The 16,734-nt window shown below is 57.4% G+C and carries 17 protein-coding genes; 8 read left to right on the top strand and 9 right to left on the bottom strand.

From position 1 onward, the window contains the following. Positions 1–213 precede the first annotated feature (213 nt). Positions 214–420: a YfgG family protein gene (locus tag LRS40_RS13235; protein WP_142486675.1), complete on the top strand. Its 207-nt coding sequence runs from the start codon at positions 214–216 to the stop codon at positions 418–420. Positions 421–447: 27 nt separating this feature from the next. On the opposite strand, the gene LRS40_RS13230 is transcribed toward LRS40_RS13235, so the two are convergent. Continuing rightward, positions 448–1,332: a LysR family transcriptional regulator gene (locus tag LRS40_RS13230; protein WP_231311782.1), complete on the bottom strand. Its 885-nt coding sequence runs from the start codon at positions 1,330–1,332 to the stop codon at positions 448–450. Between the two features lie 98 nt (positions 1,333–1,430). Between LRS40_RS13230 and LRS40_RS13225 the strand changes: the two genes are divergently transcribed. Beyond that, positions 1,431–2,612 (top strand): MFS transporter, encoded by a 1,182-nt coding sequence (locus LRS40_RS13225; protein ID WP_231311781.1) that lies wholly within the window; start codon positions 1,431–1,433, stop codon positions 2,610–2,612. On the opposite strand, the gene LRS40_RS13220 is transcribed toward LRS40_RS13225, so the two are convergent. Beyond that, positions 2,609–3,022: an SDR family oxidoreductase gene (locus LRS40_RS13220; protein WP_231311780.1), complete on the bottom strand. Its 414-nt coding sequence runs from the start codon at positions 3,020–3,022 to the stop codon at positions 2,609–2,611. The two genes, LRS40_RS13225 and LRS40_RS13220, sit on opposite strands and share 4 nt — an antisense overlap. A 26-nt stretch (positions 3,023–3,048) precedes the next feature. On the opposite strand from LRS40_RS13220, the gene LRS40_RS13215 reads away from it, so the two are divergent. Genes LRS40_RS13215 through LRS40_RS13205 form a run of 3 tightly spaced genes read left to right on the top strand, consistent with a single transcriptional unit; the run spans position 3,049 to position 4,556 of the window. Beyond that, a complete protein-coding gene (locus tag LRS40_RS13215) occupies positions 3,049–3,510 on the top strand; it encodes a DUF6130 family protein (RefSeq protein WP_231311779.1) in 462 nt (153 codons plus the stop codon). A 35-nt stretch (positions 3,511–3,545) separates the two neighbouring features. Continuing rightward, on the top strand, positions 3,546–3,800 hold the full coding sequence (locus LRS40_RS13210) for a YdgH/BhsA/McbA-like domain containing protein (protein ID WP_231311778.1): 255 nt from the start codon (positions 3,546–3,548) through the stop codon (positions 3,798–3,800). Between the two features lie 9 nt (positions 3,801–3,809). Next, a complete protein-coding gene (locus tag LRS40_RS13205; protein ID WP_231311777.1) occupies positions 3,810–4,556 on the top strand; it encodes an alpha/beta hydrolase in 747 nt (248 codons plus the stop codon). A 61-nt stretch (positions 4,557–4,617) separates the two neighbouring features. On the opposite strand, the gene guaA is transcribed toward LRS40_RS13205, so the two are convergent. Both guaA and guaB read right to left on the bottom strand, forming a co-directional pair. Further along, positions 4,618–6,195, bottom strand: coding sequence for a glutamine-hydrolyzing GMP synthase (guaA, locus tag LRS40_RS13200; RefSeq protein ID WP_142486683.1), 1,578 nt, complete (start codon positions 6,193–6,195; stop codon positions 4,618–4,620). 68 nt (positions 6,196–6,263) lie between these two features. Beyond that, positions 6,264–7,730 carry an IMP dehydrogenase gene (gene guaB, locus LRS40_RS13195; protein WP_142486684.1) on the bottom strand — a complete coding sequence of 489 codons (1,467 nt, stop codon included), beginning with the start codon at positions 7,728–7,730 and terminating at the stop codon, positions 6,264–6,266. Positions 7,731–7,889: 159 nt separating this feature from the next. On the opposite strand from guaB, the gene xseA reads away from it, so the two are divergent. The 3 genes from xseA to LRS40_RS13180 all read left to right on the top strand — a co-directional run bounded on the left by xseA (position 7,890) and on the right by LRS40_RS13180 (position 10,750). Further along, positions 7,890–9,263, top strand: a complete 1,374-nt coding sequence (xseA, locus tag LRS40_RS13190; RefSeq protein WP_231311776.1) for an exodeoxyribonuclease VII large subunit — start codon at positions 7,890–7,892, stop codon at positions 9,261–9,263. A 116-nt stretch (positions 9,264–9,379) separates the two neighbouring features. Further along, on the top strand, positions 9,380–10,399 hold the full coding sequence (locus tag LRS40_RS13185) for a M4 family metallopeptidase (RefSeq protein ID WP_231311775.1): 1,020 nt from the start codon (positions 9,380–9,382) through the stop codon (positions 10,397–10,399). Then, positions 10,400–10,750, top strand: a complete 351-nt coding sequence (locus LRS40_RS13180; RefSeq protein WP_142486688.1) for a protealysin inhibitor emfourin — start codon at positions 10,400–10,402, stop codon at positions 10,748–10,750. Here LRS40_RS13180 and LRS40_RS13175 read toward each other — a convergent pair. The 5 genes from LRS40_RS13175 to bamB all read right to left on the bottom strand — a co-directional run bounded on the left by LRS40_RS13175 (position 10,747) and on the right by bamB (position 16,733). Continuing rightward, positions 10,747–10,968 (bottom strand): zinc ribbon domain-containing protein, encoded by a 222-nt coding sequence (locus LRS40_RS13175; RefSeq protein ID WP_142486689.1) that lies wholly within the window; start codon positions 10,966–10,968, stop codon positions 10,747–10,749. The two genes, LRS40_RS13180 and LRS40_RS13175, sit on opposite strands and share 4 nt — an antisense overlap. A 52-nt stretch (positions 10,969–11,020) precedes the next feature. After that, the gene (locus tag LRS40_RS13170; RefSeq protein ID WP_231311774.1) at positions 11,021–12,055 is read right to left on the bottom strand and encodes a Gfo/Idh/MocA family oxidoreductase; all 1,035 of its coding nucleotides are present in this window, start codon (positions 12,053–12,055) and stop codon (positions 11,021–11,023) included. Between the two features lie 62 nt (positions 12,056–12,117). Beyond that, positions 12,118–13,671 carry a peptide MFS transporter gene (locus LRS40_RS13165; protein WP_231311773.1) on the bottom strand — a complete coding sequence of 518 codons (1,554 nt, stop codon included), beginning with the start codon at positions 13,669–13,671 and terminating at the stop codon, positions 12,118–12,120. 300 nt (positions 13,672–13,971) lie between these two features. Then, positions 13,972–15,444 (bottom strand): ribosome biogenesis GTPase Der, encoded by a 1,473-nt coding sequence (gene der / locus LRS40_RS13160; RefSeq protein ID WP_231311772.1) that lies wholly within the window; start codon positions 15,442–15,444, stop codon positions 13,972–13,974. Between the two features lie 110 nt (positions 15,445–15,554). After that, complete coding sequence (bamB, locus tag LRS40_RS13155; RefSeq protein WP_142486693.1) at positions 15,555–16,733, bottom strand: outer membrane protein assembly factor BamB; 1,179 nt, start codon at positions 16,731–16,733, stop codon at positions 15,555–15,557. Position 16,734: the final 1 nt, after the last annotated feature.

Below are 16,734 nucleotides of genomic sequence, written 5' to 3'. Positions count from 1 at the left end.
ACTTAAATCAAACAGATTAATTCCAGAAAAGAATATTCACATTTTTTAACCCTACTTTTGTGCTAATTATCAATGGCGTAAATAAACTAATTATTATATATAACATCTGGCGGCTTAATCGTTGACAGAATTTTACATTCCGAATAATTGACCCCTGTTGCCCCGTATGCCTTAATGGCACATCGCCCGCAGGGTATTTTCAGGAAAACGACAGTGAGTCAGGCTACACGTATGCGAAAACGACATCGGTTTAACACTCGGATGACGCGTATCATACTCCTTATCAGCTTATTCTTTTTTGTGGGCCGATTCGTTTACTCCTCCATTGGTGCCTGGTATCACCACCAGGAAAAAAAGCAGGCGCAACAATCCAGCCTCTCTGGCGAATACGTCGAACGTTCCTCCACAACAATTAATTAATCCTGTTGTTTTTATGGGTTAATTAAATTATTTCGCCGTTTGTAATAATCGAATAATTTCGCTGATGCCTTTACTCAGCACTTTATCCTGACGCATAGCGATGGCCAGCTGACGCTGTAAAACCGGCGTAAGCGATCGCACGCATAACCCCTGCCTGTCTTCCGTACAATCCACCGCCATGCGGGGAATAATACTGTACCCCAGCCCGACGCGAACCATACGTTTGATGGCTTCGATACTGCCCGACTGCATTACCGGCTCAACGTCCACACCGCTGGCCTGGAACCAGGCGTCGATCACCGCCCTGGTGCTGCTCCCGGCACCAAAGGCGATAAAGGGGTGGGCCTGTAGCGCAGTGGCGGTCAGCGTGGTAAACAGCCCCTGCTGATCCTCTGCGGCAATAAACACAAACTCTTCATCCAGCACCGGCGCGATCGCCAGCGCCGAGCCCGCAGCGGGTAAGGTCACCAGTCCCAGGTCGAGACGGTTCTCTTCTATGGCGCGAACAATCTCCAGGGTATTGCCGGTGGTGACGCCGACCCGCAGCAGGGGGTGATCCTGACGTAGCTGCTGCAACAGCGGCGGCAAAAGATGGATACAGGCCGTAGCCCCCATCCCGACAGTGATCGTTCCGCTCACCTCATGGCTGAACGCGGCCACCGCCCGGATCGTCTCGTCTACCGCCTGCTCTATCCGCTCGCCGTGGATCAACAACGCCAGCCCGGCCGGCGTGGCTTTGACGCCCCTTCCGGTACGCTCGATTAATCGCGCCTGAAGAAACTGCTCCAGCTGGCGGATCTGCAAACTTACTGCGGGCTGTGAAAGCCCAAGCACGTCCGCTGCCGCAGAAAAACTGCCCCGCTGCACGACCAGTCGAAAGGTTGCCAGCTGTCCCAGATTCAGCGTCGTCATCACAAAGTTTCTCTTATAGAAGCCATAAACGCACCGGCCTGCCAGCATCCTGATGCGCGGGATATGCTCAGGATAACTGTCTGAAGGAATGAATGATAATGAAAAACCTGGCCATGCCCCGCGCGCTCCCCCTGACTACCGGCTGTAACCAGCTTATCAACTGGGGGATCTCCTTTTATATGCCGGGCACGTTCGCCCGGGCAATCACGGCGGACAGCGGCTGGTCTTCACCGGCGATCTATTCGGGCCTGACGCTGGCCATGCTGGTGATGGCCGCCCTCTCGCCGTTTGTCGCTAAGCTGCTGGCGCGGGCGGGTGGGCAACGGGTGGTGATGCTCGGATCGCTGCTGATTTCCGCCAGCTGCGTGGTGATGGCTTATGCCCAATCGCTTGTCGTCTGGTATGCCGCATGGATGGTGACCGGCATCGGCATGCGCCTGTCGCTGTACGACGCGCTGTTCGCGGCGCTGGTCAATCTCTACGGCCAGCAGGCGCGGGGAACCATTTCCCGCGTGACGCTGGCGGGCGGGCTGGCCTCGGTGGTGTTCTGGCCGCTGGGAGAGGCGTTGCTGACGATTATGACCTGGCGGAGCGCGCTGCTGGTTTATGCTCTGTTCGGCTTGCTGAGCGCCGCGTTAACCCTGTCATTACCCAATCAAACCCTCCCGCCAGTAAAGCAACCCAACCCGCCTGCCGGTGGACAGGATCGCCGCAACGGCTGGCTGTATGCCGCCTTTATTGCGCTGATCACCTTTGTCTCTAACGGCACCTCCACGCACCTGCCGGAATTTATCGCCAGCGTCGGCCTGCCGGTTACCATCGGCATGCTATGGGGGATTGGGCAGACCGGGGCGCGGTTCCTGGAGGTAGTTGCCGGGGCGAGACTCACCCCGCTGCGCCTGACGCTGCTCACCGCCCTTGCCATGCCGGTGTGCTTTATGCTCGGGCTGAGCAGTTCGCTCTTCCTCTGGTCCGCCGCCGGTTTTGTGCTGGGCTACGGGGCGATAAACGGGCTGGTGACCATCGTGAAAGCCACCCTGCCCTTGCAACTGTTTGCCCCTGAAGAGTACGCCAGGCGCACCGGGGTACTGCTGATCCCGGCCCAGCTGATGGCGGCGGCCTCCCCGCTGGCCTATGCGTGGTTAAACCGGGCGTTCGGGACCCTCGGTGCGATGTGGCTGTCGTGGGGGCTGACGCTGGTGATTGCCGGGCTGGCGGTAGCTATCGCGAAGGGTCAGGCTTCGCATCACAGTCAGGGCATCCCTGCCCTTAGCGACTAAAGTACGAATCCGCCGTCAATGGTCAGGCTTGAACCCGTCATATAGCCAGACGATTCACCGGCAAGCCATGCCGCCAGCGAGGCGATTTCATCCGGCTCGCCCATCCGCTGCAGCGGAATGCTACCGACGATCTGCTCCGCCATGCCGGCAGTCATATCGGTGGCGATGGGTCCTGGCTGAATGTTGTTAATGGTGATGCGGCGTGGCGCCAGGTCCAGCGCGAGATTTTGCACCATCGAGGCGACTGCCGCTTTACTCATGGCATACACACTGCCAGCAGAAACAGCCCCGCGCATTCGTGGAATGTATCGCACTGTATCCACGCCGCCCTGCTTACGCAGCCATACAAAAAAGCCACCCGCAGCAAACAGACCCGATACATAAAAATGGTTTTCTGTATCTGTCGCCATTGATGACCTGAAGAGGAGATACCCGAATGATGCGTCGAAATTTACTGCTCACTCTGTTCGCGCTGACATCTGGCTGCACCTGGGCCGCACCGTTAAGCGGGCTCAGTGCCGCAGATGTTAACGGCCCGGCCGCCGTTGCACCGCTCGATCAGCCTCAACCCCCGGCCAGGCTGATTGTGGATCCGCCGCTGGCGGGCCCGCTGAGTAAAGGCGCAGTCTTTATTCAATACCGCACCGAGAACATGCGCATTGAACCCGTATTCGGGCCCAAGGCGCTCAAAGTAACGCCGCGCATCGGCCATATCCACGTCATCGTGGATGACAATCCCTGGCACTGGGCCGATGCCAGCGGCGAGCCGGTCATTCTGGTGGGGCTGCCCACAGGCCCTCACAAAGTGACTCTTATTCTCGCCGACCCAACCCATAAACCTGTTGACCGTAAAACCATCGAATTCACCGTGCCGCCGCATGCTGCGGTTATGCACTGAACGCGTCCACTCACTTATTTTTAAGGATTTAAACCATGAAAACATTACTGATTGCTGTACTGACCTTTACTGCTGCAATGGCCTCTTCCGCTTTCGCCGCCCAGGAAGTTAACCAGCCTCAGAGGATGCAAAAAATTGGCACCGTTTCCGACAGCAGCGGCACGAAGTCGCTCGCGGATCTGGAGGCGAAACTGCAGGCCAAAGCCGCCGAAGCGGGAGCCAGCGCGTTTCGCATTACCTCCGCCGGGGGAAATAACACCCTGTCAGGCACTGCGGATATTTATCGTTGAGGCGTAATCATGAAAAAACTGTCTATCAATACCTTAGCGCCGGGCCTGCTGCTGGCCGCCGCCAGCGGCACGGCGCTGGCGAACAGTAAAACCGTGGTAGTGGTGCACGGCGCTTTTGCCGACGGCAGCAGCTGGAACCGGGTGATCGACAAACTGCAACGCCAGCATACCGAGGTTATTGCCGTTCAGCTGCCGCTCACCTCGTTAAAAGAGGATGTCGCCGCGACTCAGCGCGCCATCGCCCGGGCTCACGGGGATGTGGTGCTGGTGGGCCACTCCTGGGGCGGGACGGTGATTAGCGAGGCGGGCAACGATGCGCGGGTAAAATCGCTGGTTTACGTGGCGGCGTTTGCCCCGGACTCGGGCCAGTCAACGGCGGATCTGGCGGGGAGCTATCCCGCCCCGCCGGGCAGCGCAGGTATCTCCAAAACCGCAGACGGTTTTCTCTATCTGCCAGGCAAATCGGTACGCCAGGACTTTGCGCCGGACATTAAGGCTGGCGAGCAGAACACGCTGACCGTGACCCAGGGCCCGATCCGCGCCGACGCCTTTGCGCAAAAGGTCACCCATGCGGCCTGGCGTGATAAGCCAAGCTGGTATGTGGTCAGCAAGAATGACCGGATGATCAACCCGGATCTTGAGCGTGCGATGGCGAAGAAGATTGGTGCCAAGTCAACAGAGGTAGCGGCAAGCCATGTGTCGATGGTGAGCCAGCCGGAGGAGATTGCCCGGGTGATTGAGCAAGCGGTGAAGTAAAACAGGCAATAAAAAGCCCGCAGGATGCGGGCTTGAATAGAGAACGATTAACGGGCGGGGATTATTCCCACTCAATCGTAGCCGGTGGCTTCCCGCTGATGTCATACACCACGCGAGAAATACCGTTAACTTCGTTGATGATGCGGTTAGACACGCGGCCTAAGAAGTCATACGGCAGATGTGCCCAGTGGGCAGTCATAAAGTCGATGGTTTCCACCGCACGCAGGGAGACAACCCAGTCGTACTTGCGGCCATCGCCCATTACGCCGACAGAGCGAACCGGCAGGAAGACGGTGAACGCCTGGCTCACTTTGTTGTACAGATCCGCTTTGTGCAGCTCTTCGATGAAGATCGCATCGGCACGACGCAGCAGATCGCAGTACTCTTTCTTCACTTCGCCCAGCACGCGTACGCCCAGACCCGGACCCGGGAACGGGTGACGGTAGAGCATATCGTACGGCAGACCCAGCTCCAGACCGATCTTACGCACTTCGTCTTTGAACAGCTCACGCAGCGGTTCAACGAGACCCATCTTCATCTCTTTCGGCAGGCCGCCCACGTTGTGGTGAGATTTGATGACGTGTGCTTTACCGGTGGCAGAAGCCGCGGACTCGATCACGTCAGGGTAGATGGTGCCCTGCGCCAGCCACTTAACGTCTTCCAGCTTCAGCGCTTCTTCATCGAAAACTTCTACGAAGACGCGGCCGATGATTTTACGTTTTGCTTCTGGATCGTTTTCGCCTTCCAGCGCGTCCAGGAAGCGCTTCTCGCCTTCCACGTGAACAATGTTCAGACCGAAGTGGTCACCGAACATGTCCATAACCTGCTGGGCTTCGTTCAGACGCAGCAGACCGTTGTCCACGAAGACACAGGTGAGGTTTTTGCCGATGGCACGGTGCAGCAGCATTGCGGTCACGGAGGAGTCCACGCCGCCGGACAGGCCGAGGATCACTTTGTCATCACCGACCTGCTGGCGAATACGCTCAACCGCATCGTCGATGATTTTTGCTGGCGTCCACAGGGCTTCACACTGGCAGATGTCGATGACAAAACGCTCCAGCATGCGCAGGCCCTGACGGGTGTGGGTCACTTCCGGGTGGAACTGCACGCCGTAGAAGCGTTTTTCTTCGTTAGCCATGATGGCGAACGGGCAGCTCTCGGTGCTGGCAACGGTCACGAAGTCGGACGGGATAGCGGTGACTTTGTCGCCATGGCTCATCCAGACGTCGAGCAGCGCTTTGCCGTCGGCGGTCAGGGAGTCTTCGATACCGCGGATCAGGGCGCTGTCGGTCTGCACTTCAACCTGCGCGTAGCCGAATTCACGCTCGTTAGAACCTTCAACGTGACCACCCAGCTGCATCGCCATGGTCTGCATGCCGTAGCAGACGCCGAACACCGGCACGCCGGCTTCGAACACGTACTGCGGTGCACGCGGGCTGTTATCTTCGGTGGTGCTTTCCGGACCACCGGAAAGGATGATACCGCTTGGGTTGAACTCGCGAATCTGAGCTTCCGTAACATCCCACGCCCACAGTTCGCAGTAAACGCCCAGCTCACGCACGCGACGCGCCACCAGCTGAGTGTATTGAGAACCGAAATCGAGGATGAGAATGCGATGTTTATGAATGTTTTCCGTCATTGACGCTAATTCCGAGGCAAGTGAAACAAAAACAGAGCGCCCGGCTCAAAGCCGGGCGCGGAAATTAATCAGGAGCCCATACGGTAGTTCGGAGACTCTTTGGTGATCGTCACGTCGTGAACGTGGCTTTCCTGGATACCTGCACCGCTGATACGCACGAATTCCGCTTTAGTACGCAGCAGATCAATGGTACCACAGCCGGTCAGACCCATACAGGAGCGCAGGCCGCCCATCTGCTGGTGAATGATCTCTTTCAGGTAGCCTTTATAGGCCACGCGACCTTCGATACCTTCCGGCACCAGTTTGTCGGCAGCGTTATCGGTCTGGAAGTAACGGTCGGAGGAGCCTTTGGACATCGCGCCCAGAGAACCCATGCCGCGGTAAGATTTATAAGAACGGCCCTGGAACAGTTCGATTTCGCCCGGGGACTCTTCGGTACCGGCCAGCATGGAGCCAACCATGACCGCTGCCGCACCGGCCGCGATGGCTTTGGCGATGTCGCCGGAGAAGCGGATACCGCCGTCAGCGATAACCGGAATACCGGTACCTTCCAGCGCTTCTACCGCGTCGGATACCGCGGTGATCTGCGGAACACCCACGCCGGTGACGATACGGGTGGTACAGATGGAGCCTGGGCCAATGCCCACTTTCACCGCGCTGCAACCCGCTTCAGCCAGGGCACGAGCGCCTGCGCCGGTGGCCACGTTGCCACCAATAATTTGCAGATCAGGATATTTTGCACGGGTTTCGCGAATACGCTGCAGTACGCCTTCGGAGTGGCCGTGAGAGGAGTCAATCAGCAGCACGTCAACGCCGGCTGCAACCAGCGCATCAACGCGCTCTTCGTTGCCCGCGCCCGCGCCAACCGCAGCACCGACGCGCAGACGGCCATGCTCGTCTTTACAGGCGTTCGGTTTACGTTCTGCTTTCTGGAAGTCTTTAACGGTGATCATGCCGAGCAGGTGGAAGCTGTCGTCCACAACCAGCGCTTTTTCAACGCGTTTTTCGTGCATTTTTGCGAAGACCACGTCGCGGGACTCGCCTTCACGCACGGTAACCAGACGCTCTTTCGGGGTCATGTAGACGCTGACCGGCTGGTTCAGGTCGGTGACGAAACGCACGTCACGACCGGTGATGATACCCACCAGTTCGTTATCGGAGGTCACAACTGGGTAGCCTGCAAAGCCGTTACGCTCGGTCAGCGCTTTCACTTCGTGCAGGGTGGTGGTTGGGAGAACGCTCTGTGGATCGGTAACGATGCCAGATTCATGTTTCTTCACGCGGCGAACTTCTTCCGCCTGACGCTCGATAGACATGTTTTTATGAATAAAGCCAATGCCGCCTTCCTGAGCCAGGGCGATAGCCAGGCGCGCTTCAGTCACGGTGTCCATTGCCGCGGAGAGCATAGGAATGTTCAGGCGAATGGTTTTGGTCAACTGCGTGCTGAGGTCGGCAGTATTCGGCAGAACGGTGGAATGAGCGGGAACGAGGAGGACGTCGTCAAACGTCAGTGCTTCTTTAGCGATACGTAGCATGGGCAATATCTCTGACCTGGGTGGTTAAATATTGCCGTGGCATTATACAGAGCGTAACCGATTGCATCTACACTTTTTTATAAAAAATGCTTGCGATTGCCTCTTATCAGGTTACTATCGACTGAATAACTTGCTGATTTAGAATTTGATCCCGCTCACATGTTATCCTCTCAATCCCCCTCAATTTATACCGTTAGCCGCCTGAATCAGACGGTCCGTTTGCTGCTTGAGCAGGAAATTGGCCAGGTGTGGATTAGCGGAGAGATCTCCAATTTCACCCAGCCGGCATCCGGTCACTGGTACTTCACCCTGAAGGACAATACCGCTCAGGTGCGCTGCGCGATGTTCCGCAACAGCAACCGTCGGGTGACCTTCCGGCCGCAGCACGGGCAGCAGGTGCTGGTTCGCGCCAGTATCACCCTGTACGAGCCGCGCGGTGATTATCAGGTTATCGTTGAGAGCATGCAGCCAGCGGGTGAAGGGCTTCTCCAGCAGAAATATGAGCAGCTGAAAGCCACGCTTTCGGCGGAAGGGCTGTTCGATCAGCAATATAAACAGCCGCTCCCCTCCCCTGCCCACTGCGTAGGGGTGATTACCTCGAAAACCGGCGCCGCGCTGCATGACATTCTGCACGTCCTGAAACGCCGCGACCCTTCCCTGCCGGTCATTATCTACCCGACCGCGGTGCAGGGTGACGATGCGCCCGGGCAGATTGTCCGCGCCATTCAGCTTGCCAACGCCCGTCAGGAGTGTGATGTGCTGATCGTCGGGCGCGGAGGCGGTTCGCTGGAAGATCTCTGGAGTTTTAACGACGAACGCGTGGCGCGGGCAATTTTTGCCAGCCAGATCCCGGTGGTTAGCGCCGTCGGGCACGAAACCGACGTCACCATTGCGGATTTTGTCGCCGACCTGCGGGCGCCGACGCCGTCTGCCGCGGCAGAAGTGGTGAGCCGTAACCAGCTCGAGCTGCTGCGCCAGATGCAAAACGGCCAACAGCGCCTCGAGATGGCGATGGACTATTTCCTCGCCAACCGCACCCGTCGTTTTACCCAGCTGCATCATCGCCTGCAGCAGCAGCACCCGCAGCTGCGTCTGGCCCGTCAGCAAACCGTACTGGAACGTCTGCGCCAGCAGATGAACCTCGCGGTGGACAGTCAGCTTAAACGGGCGGTGCAGCGCCAGCAGCGCACTACTCAGCGCCTGAACCAGCACAACCCGCAGCCGCGCATCTGGCGCGCGCAAACGCGTATTCAGCAGCTGGAGTATCGCCTCGCGGAAAACCTGCGCGCGCAACTGAGCAGCACCCGCGAGCGCTTCGGTAAGGCGGTCACCCATCTGGAAGCCGTCAGTCCGCTCTCGACGCTGGCTCGCGGTTACAGCGTGACCACCGCGAACGATGGCAAAGTGCTGAAGCAGGCCAAACAGGTCAAAGCCGGGGATGTGCTCACCACCCGGTTGTCAGACGGCTGGGTGGAAAGCGAAGTGAAAGGCGTGACGATAGCCAGGAAAACCCGCGCCCGCAAAAAAGCCTGAGCAGCCTTCGCGCCTCCTTTTTACCCTGCGATTTCTCCGGCATGCCTGCCGTTTCGCCGCTATGGCTTACACTTAAGCTGTTGCTTTTTTCGGCATTGCCATAACAGGAGAGACGCATGGCCCGAATTCACAGCGTGATCCCGCCCTATATTCTTCGTCGTATTATTGAGAGTGGCTCTGAGCCGCAGCAGCGTTGCGCCCGCCAGACGCTGACGCATGTACAGACGCTTATGGCACATATGCCAGGTAAACCCGCTGCGCCGCACGTTAATAAAGCCGGGCAGCTGGAGCGCGATATTTATGATGCAAAACAGACCCAGGAACTGCCGGGCACCCAGGTGCGTTATGAGGGACAGGCGTCAAACAGGGATATTGCTGTTGATGAAGCCTATGATTATTTAGGTATCACCCATGATTTTTTCTTGAAAAATTATCATCGCGACTCGCTGGATAATAAAGGGCTGATACTGACGGGCACCGTTCATTATGGGCGGGAATATCAGAACGCTTTCTGGAATGGCCAGCAGATGGTATTTGGCGATGGTGACGGCGAGATATTTAACCGCTTCACTATTGCCATTGACGTTGTGGCACATGAACTTAGCCATGGGGTGACCGATACCGAAGCCGGGCTTATCTACTTTGAACAATCGGGTGCGCTGAATGAGTCTTTATCTGACGTTTTCGGCTCGCTGGTGAAACAGTATCACCTGAAGCAAACGGCCGACAAAGCCGACTGGCTGATTGGTGAAGGGCTGCTGGCTAAGGGGATTAATGGCAAAGGGCTGCGATCGATGTCAGAACCCGGAACCGCCTATGACGATCCCCTGCTCGGCAAAGATCCGCAGCCCGGGCATATGAAAGACTTTATCAAAACGCGCGAAGATAACGGCGGCGTGCATCTTAATTCGGGTATTCCTAATCGCGCCTTTTATCTTGCCGCGACGGCCATTGGCGGCCATGCCTGGGAGAAAGCCGGTTATGCCTGGTATGACACGGTTTGCGATCGACAGCTGGCGCAAGATGCAGATTTTGACGCCTTTGCGAAACTGACGGTGTCGCACGGTGAAAAACGATCGGGTGGTGACGTCGCAGCAGCCATTGAGCAAGCCTGGAAACAGGTGGGAGTGTTGTAAATGCAGGTTCCGGAACTGACGGATGACGCGGTGGTCGAGCTGGCGCGTGAAGGCGGCGTGGCCTATATTCCCCATCTCAGCGGGTTGCGGCGAATTGCGCTCTCGACGCTTAACAGCGCCCAGCGCCAGCGCGTGGTAAATATACTGGAGCAGGCTATTCCGCGGGGAGAGCCGCCCGGCCAGCGGTCGTCACCCGGCGGCGGCGACCAGCGCTATTTTCGCATCCAGATAATCTGGACCCGGCACAATCAGGCGCAATACACCGACATCATTGTGCTGGTTCCCGAGCAGGAAGCGCCAGAGTCGCTGGTCGAGCTCTGGCAAAAAGGCGAAGGCTGCGTATGCGATTAAGCGTCAGTCCTGACGAACTCCACGCGCTTTTTCGAGATCAGACCGTGGCCGTTCTGGCAGAAATAGTCCACCGCACCGCAGGCTTTTAACACCTGGAGTGGCTGATGGCATTCCGGGCAGCGCGCTTCCAGGGCGATATCTTTGTGGCAATTCTCGCAGTGCGCCACACCGTTTTGCGGTTCAATCTCCGCATGGCAATCCGGGCAGGTAATCGACATGATGACTCCTTCAAAGGACATTCAGTTCTGCCCTGATATTAACACGATGCGTTTAGTGGGGGCCACGTAGCTGTTGCTGTAACGTCAGCAGGATCTCCACCTCTTCCAGCCTGCGCTGCGTCGTGCGGCTCACCTCGTACGGATCGCGTGTAAACAGGCTTTGCTCCCCCAGAATATGCTCCGCCAGACAGCGTTCGTAGATCGTGCCGCCAAAACGCCAGGACTGAATTTTATCGCCATCGATCAGGTCAAGCACATCCTCTGCCCCACGCCGGTCGTGGCTGATGACGCGACCGTCCCGCAGATGCAGCCGCAGCCCTTTTTGCCCCCCGGACGGCCCGGCATATTTGTTGAGCCAGATATTCACCGGCACACCGCCGAGCTGCCCCTGAAGATGCGCCTCGCCTTCCGCCGTGGTCAGATCGCCTTTGGCGATATCGCGCCCCAGACGGTCTTTAGCCGTTACAACCTGCAAGGCAATATCGCCATTGCCTCCCAGGTAGCGCACCGTTTCGCGCATCATCGCCAGCACGTGCGTGCCGATATCCAGGATCACCCCGTCAGGATGACGCAGCGTTCGGGTATCGGGTTCCCCGGTGGCAAAGTTGAGCGCGATGGGCTCCCCCGCCGCGTTAAACCCGCTCGGCTCCTGTAAAAAGCCCTCAATGCGGACGATATCCGAAAAGGCCCCGAACAACCCCAGCGACACCAGGTTAATGCGTGCCATCCAGTGATCGAGCGCCAGCACCCGGGCGGCCGCCTCCGGTTTCGCCATCAGCGTTTTCAGCCTGGCGATTTGGGCAAGGGTGGCGACAATCGGCTTTTCAACCACAATGCGCGGGATGGAGGACGCCAGCGCCAGCTCAAGCACCTCAAGGTGATGCAGCGATGCGGTGGTGATAAACAGCGTATCGAGGGGTTGGGCGAGGAGATCGGCAAGCGTTGAGCAGCGGGTGATTCCATCCAGTGTTCTTGTCGCCTGGATATCAAAGCCCAGACAGCGGAGAGAAGCGCCGAAGGTGTTTTGTAGTGCGGGTAAGTAGGCGGTTTCAACCACCGCGCCAAGTCCAACAAACCCAATCTGCATATATCACCTCTGTTTTGGCAAGGCCGGAGCGTAACGCACGCTCCGGCCAGCTCAGGCTGATATCAGGCGTTGGTTACCGGTTTCGGCTCGTTTTTCGTCTGCGTATTTTCCAGCATACGACGCACCGGAACAATGAGCACCGTCAGAACGGCGGCACAAATCAGCAGCGCGATGGAGCAGCGTGCGAAGAGATCCGGCAGCATATCCAGCTGATCGGCCTTCACATGACCGCCAATCAGACCCGCCGCCAGGTTGCCGAGGGCACTGGCGCAGAACCACAGGCCCATCATCTGGCCGCGCATTCTTTCCGGGGCCAGCAGCGTCATGGTCGCCAGACCAATCGGGCTCAGGCACAGTTCGCCGAGGGTCAGCATCAGGATACTGCCCACCAGCCAGAACGGTGACACGCCCGCCCCGCCGTTACTCAGGACATTCTGCGCCGCCAGCATCATCAGGCCAAAGCCCCCTGCCGCACACAGAATGCCGATCACGAACTTGGTGATGCTGCTCGGGCGAATGTTGTTGCTCGCCAGCTTCGGCCAGGCCCAGCTAAAGACCGGTGCCAGCAGGATAATAAACAGGGCGTTAATTGACTGGAACCATACCGCCGGGATTTCAAAATCACCGATCATGCGGTTGGTGTAATCGTTGGCAAACAGGTTGAACGAGGTTGGCTTTTGTTCAAATGCAGACCAGAAGAAGGCCGCAGACACCAGCAGGATAAAGCAGACCAGCAGTCTGGCGCGCTCTTTGCGGTTCAGGCCGGCAAACATAAACAGCCAGATGAAGTAGAGCGCCACCGAGGCGGCAATCACGTATACCAGCACGCTGGCCACCGCGACCGGGTTAATGACAATCACGCCCTGCGCGATCAGGGTAACGATAATGGCGATACCCGCCGCCAGCGCCAGTAACCAGCCGCCGACGCCGTTTTTCTTCGCGACCGGGCTGTTCCAGGTGGAATCCAGCCCCACTTCGCTGTCATAGCGCTTCATCGACGGCACGGCAAACAGGCGGAAGATGACCAGCGCCACCAGCATCCCGATACCGCCGATACCAAAGCCCCAGTGCCAGCCGTGGGATTTAATCAGCCAGCCGGAGATCAGCGGCGCGATAAAGGACCCCATGTTGATGCCCATATAGAACAGCGAGAAGCCGCCGTCGCGACGCGCATCGCCTTTCTTATACAGCGTGCCCACCATCACCGAGATACAGGTTTTGAACAGGCCCGAGCCCAGGACGATAAACATCAGACCGATAAAGAACAGGTTGTTACCCATCACCGCCGACAGCGCAATTGACAGGTGGCCCAGTGCAATCAGAATCGAACCGTACCAGACCGCTTTCTGCTGGCCGAGCCAGTTATCCGCCAGCCAGCCACCCGGCAGCGCCGCCAGATACATAGTTCCGGCGAAGATACCGACAATAGCGGAGGCATTTTCACGCGCCAGCCCCATGCCGCCGTCATACACCGTGGCCGCCATAAACAGGATCAGGAGTGGACGAATACCGTAAAACGAGAAGCGCTCCCACATCTCCGTGAAGAACAGCGCGCCGAGTGGATAAGGATGGCCGAAGAAAGTTCGGCTTTCGTTTTTATTAACAGAGGATTGCATAATTCTCCCGAGATGATGTGTCGTCTTACTTGTAAACACCGGAAGCCCGCCGCCCGGTTAGCAATCGGGCGGCTTTTTTACATCCGGCGAAATGTTATTTAACCATTTGATAACCTGAGGCAACTTTTGTCCAGCCCCCACCCCGCCACCAAAAGATGAAAGTTCGACAATCGTCTTATTTCTTAGATTTTATGTTGAATAAACATGAATAGTGATTGACATCACATCAATAATTATTCGTTCCTTTCAGGCATAAAAAAACCCGCGACAGGCGCGGGTTTTTCGGCAGAGCAGCAAAGATTATTTGCTTTTCTTAATGTGTTTAATCAAACGCTTACGCTTACGCATCTGGTTCGGCGTCAGGGTGTTACGTTTGTTGGCAAACGGGTTATCCCCTTCCTTGAACTGAATACGGATCGGCGTACCCATTACGTCCAGCGATTTGCGGAAGTAGTTCATCAGGTAGCGTTTGTAAGAATCCGGCAGATCTTTTACCTGGTTACCGTGGATAACCACGATAGGCGGGTTATAACCACCGGCGTGAGCATATTTCAGCTTCACGCGGCGACCGCGCACCAGCGGTGGCTGATGGTCTTCTGCCGCCATGGTCATGATACGGGTCAGCATTGCGGTACCGACACGACGGGTAGAGCTGTCGTAGGCTTCACGCACCGATTCAAACAGGTTGCCAACGCCGCTGCCGTGCAGGGCTGAGATGAAGTGGACGCGAGCGAAGTCGATAAAGCCCAGACGGAAGTCCAGCATCTCTTTGACCTGCTCACGCACTTCGTTGCTCAGGCCGTCCCACTTGTTGACGACGATAACCAGCGAGCGCCCACTATTGAGGATAAAGCCGAGCAGGGAGAGATCCTGATCGGAGATGCCTTCACGGGCATCGATAACCAGCATCACCACGTTGGCGTCTTCAATCGCCTGCAGAGTTTTGATTACCGAGAACTTTTCCACCACATCGGTGATTTTCCCGCGCTTGCGCACGCCCGCGGTGTCGATCAGAACGTATTCACGCTCGTCACGCTGCATCGGGATGTAGATGCTGTCGCGGGTGGTGCCCGGCATGTCGTACACCACCACGCGGTCTTCACCGAGGATACGGTTAGTAAGCGTTGACTTACCGACGTTCGGACGACCGACAATGGCCAGCTTGATCGGCAGATCCTGCGGGTTAAAGTCGTCTTCCGGCTCCTCTTCACCCTCTTCGCCTTCTTCGAACTGCGCCCAGTACTCGGCGTCTTCGTCGACCTCTTCCGGCGGGTTGATCTCGTCAACGTACGGCAGCAGCGCGGTTTCCAGCAGGCTGGTCACGCCACGGCCGTGAGAGGCGGCGATCGGGTAGATATCGCCCAGACCTAATGACCAGAAATCGGCCATCGCCTGATCGGGATCGATACCGTCCGTTTTGTTCGCCACCAGGAAGGTGGATTTTTCACGTGAGCGCAGGTGCTTAGCGATGGCAACGTCGGCAGGCATCAGGCCCGCGCGCGCATCAACCATAAACAGCACGATGTCCGCTTCTTCAATCGCCAGCAGAGATTGTTCCGCCATGCGAGTTTCAACGCCGTCTTCTGTCCCGTCGATACCACCGGTATCGATACAGATAAACTCACGACCTTCCACTTCTGCACGACCGTACTTACGGTCACGCGTGAGCCCCGGGAAATCCGCAACCAGCGCATCACGGGTGCGTGTTAAACGGTTAAAAAGAGTGGATTTTCCAACGTTCGGGCGCCCGACAAGCGCGACCACAGGTACCATGTTTAAAGCCTCATAAAATTCGATATCACGTCGCGTTTGCGGCGTTTTTTAAAAAATCAAAACGGCCCCTGAAGCAACAGGAGCCGTTGAGTATACTACAACCGCGGTGATTAACGCGTGATCGCGTACAGCGTACCGTCTTTTGCCTGGATCAGCAGTTTGCCGTCAGCCACCACCGGCTCGGTCAGGAAACCGGAACCGTCGACTTTCTCCTGGGCGACAAAACGACCGTTGCTCGGGTCAATCCAGTGCATATAGCCTTCGCTATCACCTACCACCAAGCTGCCGTTATACAGCGCCGGTGCGGTCAGCAGACGGTGCAGCAGATCGCTCTGCGTCCACAGCGTCACGCCACCCTCGGTGCTCAGCGCCAGCAGGCGATCGTTCTGATCGACCAGGTAGATGCGGTTGCCGTCCACCACGAAATCATTCACGGAGCCCAGCTCGCGTTTCCACATCACCTGGCCGCTACGCAGATCCATCGCAGTCAGGTTGCCGTTATAGGCCAGAGCGTAAACCACGCCATTGACGATGACCGGCGTGGTGTCCACATCGCTCAGGCGGTCGATTTCGGTCGGACCGGTTGCCTGAGAGATACGCTGCTGCCAAATCATCTGGCCCTGCTGCATCAATACGGCACTAACGCGACCGTTATCACCGCCGACAATAGCCGCGCCAAAGGCAGTGGCTGGCGCAGATTCACCGCGCAGGGAGAGCGCAGGCATATCGAGGTTAACCGTCCATTTCACCGCACCGTCAGCTTCATTCAGCGCCTGCAGCTGACCGTTGGCGGTATGCACCAGCACCATGCCATCGCTGACCACCGGACGGGAGAGCGCTTCGCCCGCGACGCGGGTCTGCCATGCGATGGAGCCGTCGCTGGCATTAAGGGCGTAGACCTGGGCCTTCTCGCTGCCGATATAGACATGACCACCGGCAACCGTCACACCGCCTGACAGCAGAGCCGGCGTGCGTGACAGCCAGCCGCTTTTTTCTGCCAGATTAATCGACCACACCTCTTTGCCATCATCGGCGTTTACGGCTTTGACGATGCCTTTGCGGTCAGCCGCATAGACAACGCCGTCCGCAGAAGCCGGATGCAGGTTGGAGTAGAAGTCGCCAATACCGTCACCGACGGAAGTGCTCCATGCGGTAGACGGCGCAAACTGGTTTTCAACCGTTGGCAGTGGAGACATGGTGACAACATCTTCTTCGCCGCTGAACAGTGAACAGCCGCTCAATAACGTAACGGAAAGCAGTCCTGGCAGAAGTAATTTACGCAATTGCATC

The sequence above is a fragment of the Leclercia sp. G3L genome (assembly GCF_021117075.1).
Lineage (GTDB): Bacteria > Pseudomonadota > Gammaproteobacteria > Enterobacterales > Enterobacteriaceae > Enterobacter > Enterobacter adecarboxylatus_C.
This window is presented reverse-complemented; position numbering and strand designations above follow the sequence as displayed.

Coding starts and splice junctions, on each gene's coding strand:
- LRS40_RS13170 (WP_231311774.1), bottom strand. CDS start 12,055: ATGCAGATTGGGTTTGTTGGACTTGGCGCGGTGGTTGAAACCGCCTAC.
- LRS40_RS13205 (WP_231311777.1), top strand. CDS start 3,810: ATGAAAAAACTGTCTATCAATACCTTAGCGCCGGGCCTGCTGCTGGCC.
- LRS40_RS13165 (WP_231311773.1), bottom strand. CDS start 13,671: ATGCAATCCTCTGTTAATAAAAACGAAAGCCGAACTTTCTTCGGCCAT.
- der (WP_231311772.1), bottom strand. CDS start 15,444: ATGGTACCTGTGGTCGCGCTTGTCGGGCGCCCGAACGTTGGAAAATCC.
- guaA (WP_142486683.1), bottom strand. CDS start 6,195: ATGACGGAAAACATTCATAAACATCGCATTCTCATCCTCGATTTCGGT.
- LRS40_RS13180 (WP_142486688.1), top strand. CDS start 10,400: ATGCAGGTTCCGGAACTGACGGATGACGCGGTGGTCGAGCTGGCGCGT.
- LRS40_RS13220 (WP_231311780.1), bottom strand. CDS start 3,022: ATGGCGACAGATACAGAAAACCATTTTTATGTATCGGGTCTGTTTGCT.
- LRS40_RS13185 (WP_231311775.1), top strand. CDS start 9,380: ATGGCCCGAATTCACAGCGTGATCCCGCCCTATATTCTTCGTCGTATT.
- guaB (WP_142486684.1), bottom strand. CDS start 7,730: ATGCTACGTATCGCTAAAGAAGCACTGACGTTTGACGACGTCCTCCTC.
- LRS40_RS13215 (WP_231311779.1), top strand. CDS start 3,049: ATGATGCGTCGAAATTTACTGCTCACTCTGTTCGCGCTGACATCTGGC.
- bamB (WP_142486693.1), bottom strand. CDS start 16,733: ATGCAATTGCGTAAATTACTTCTGCCAGGACTGCTTTCCGTTACGTTA.
- LRS40_RS13230 (WP_231311782.1), bottom strand. CDS start 1,332: ATGACGACGCTGAATCTGGGACAGCTGGCAACCTTTCGACTGGTCGTG.
- LRS40_RS13210 (WP_231311778.1), top strand. CDS start 3,546: ATGAAAACATTACTGATTGCTGTACTGACCTTTACTGCTGCAATGGCC.
- LRS40_RS13175 (WP_142486689.1), bottom strand. CDS start 10,968: ATGTCGATTACCTGCCCGGATTGCCATGCGGAGATTGAACCGCAAAAC.
- xseA (WP_231311776.1), top strand. CDS start 7,890: ATGTTATCCTCTCAATCCCCCTCAATTTATACCGTTAGCCGCCTGAAT.
- LRS40_RS13225 (WP_231311781.1), top strand. CDS start 1,431: ATGAAAAACCTGGCCATGCCCCGCGCGCTCCCCCTGACTACCGGCTGT.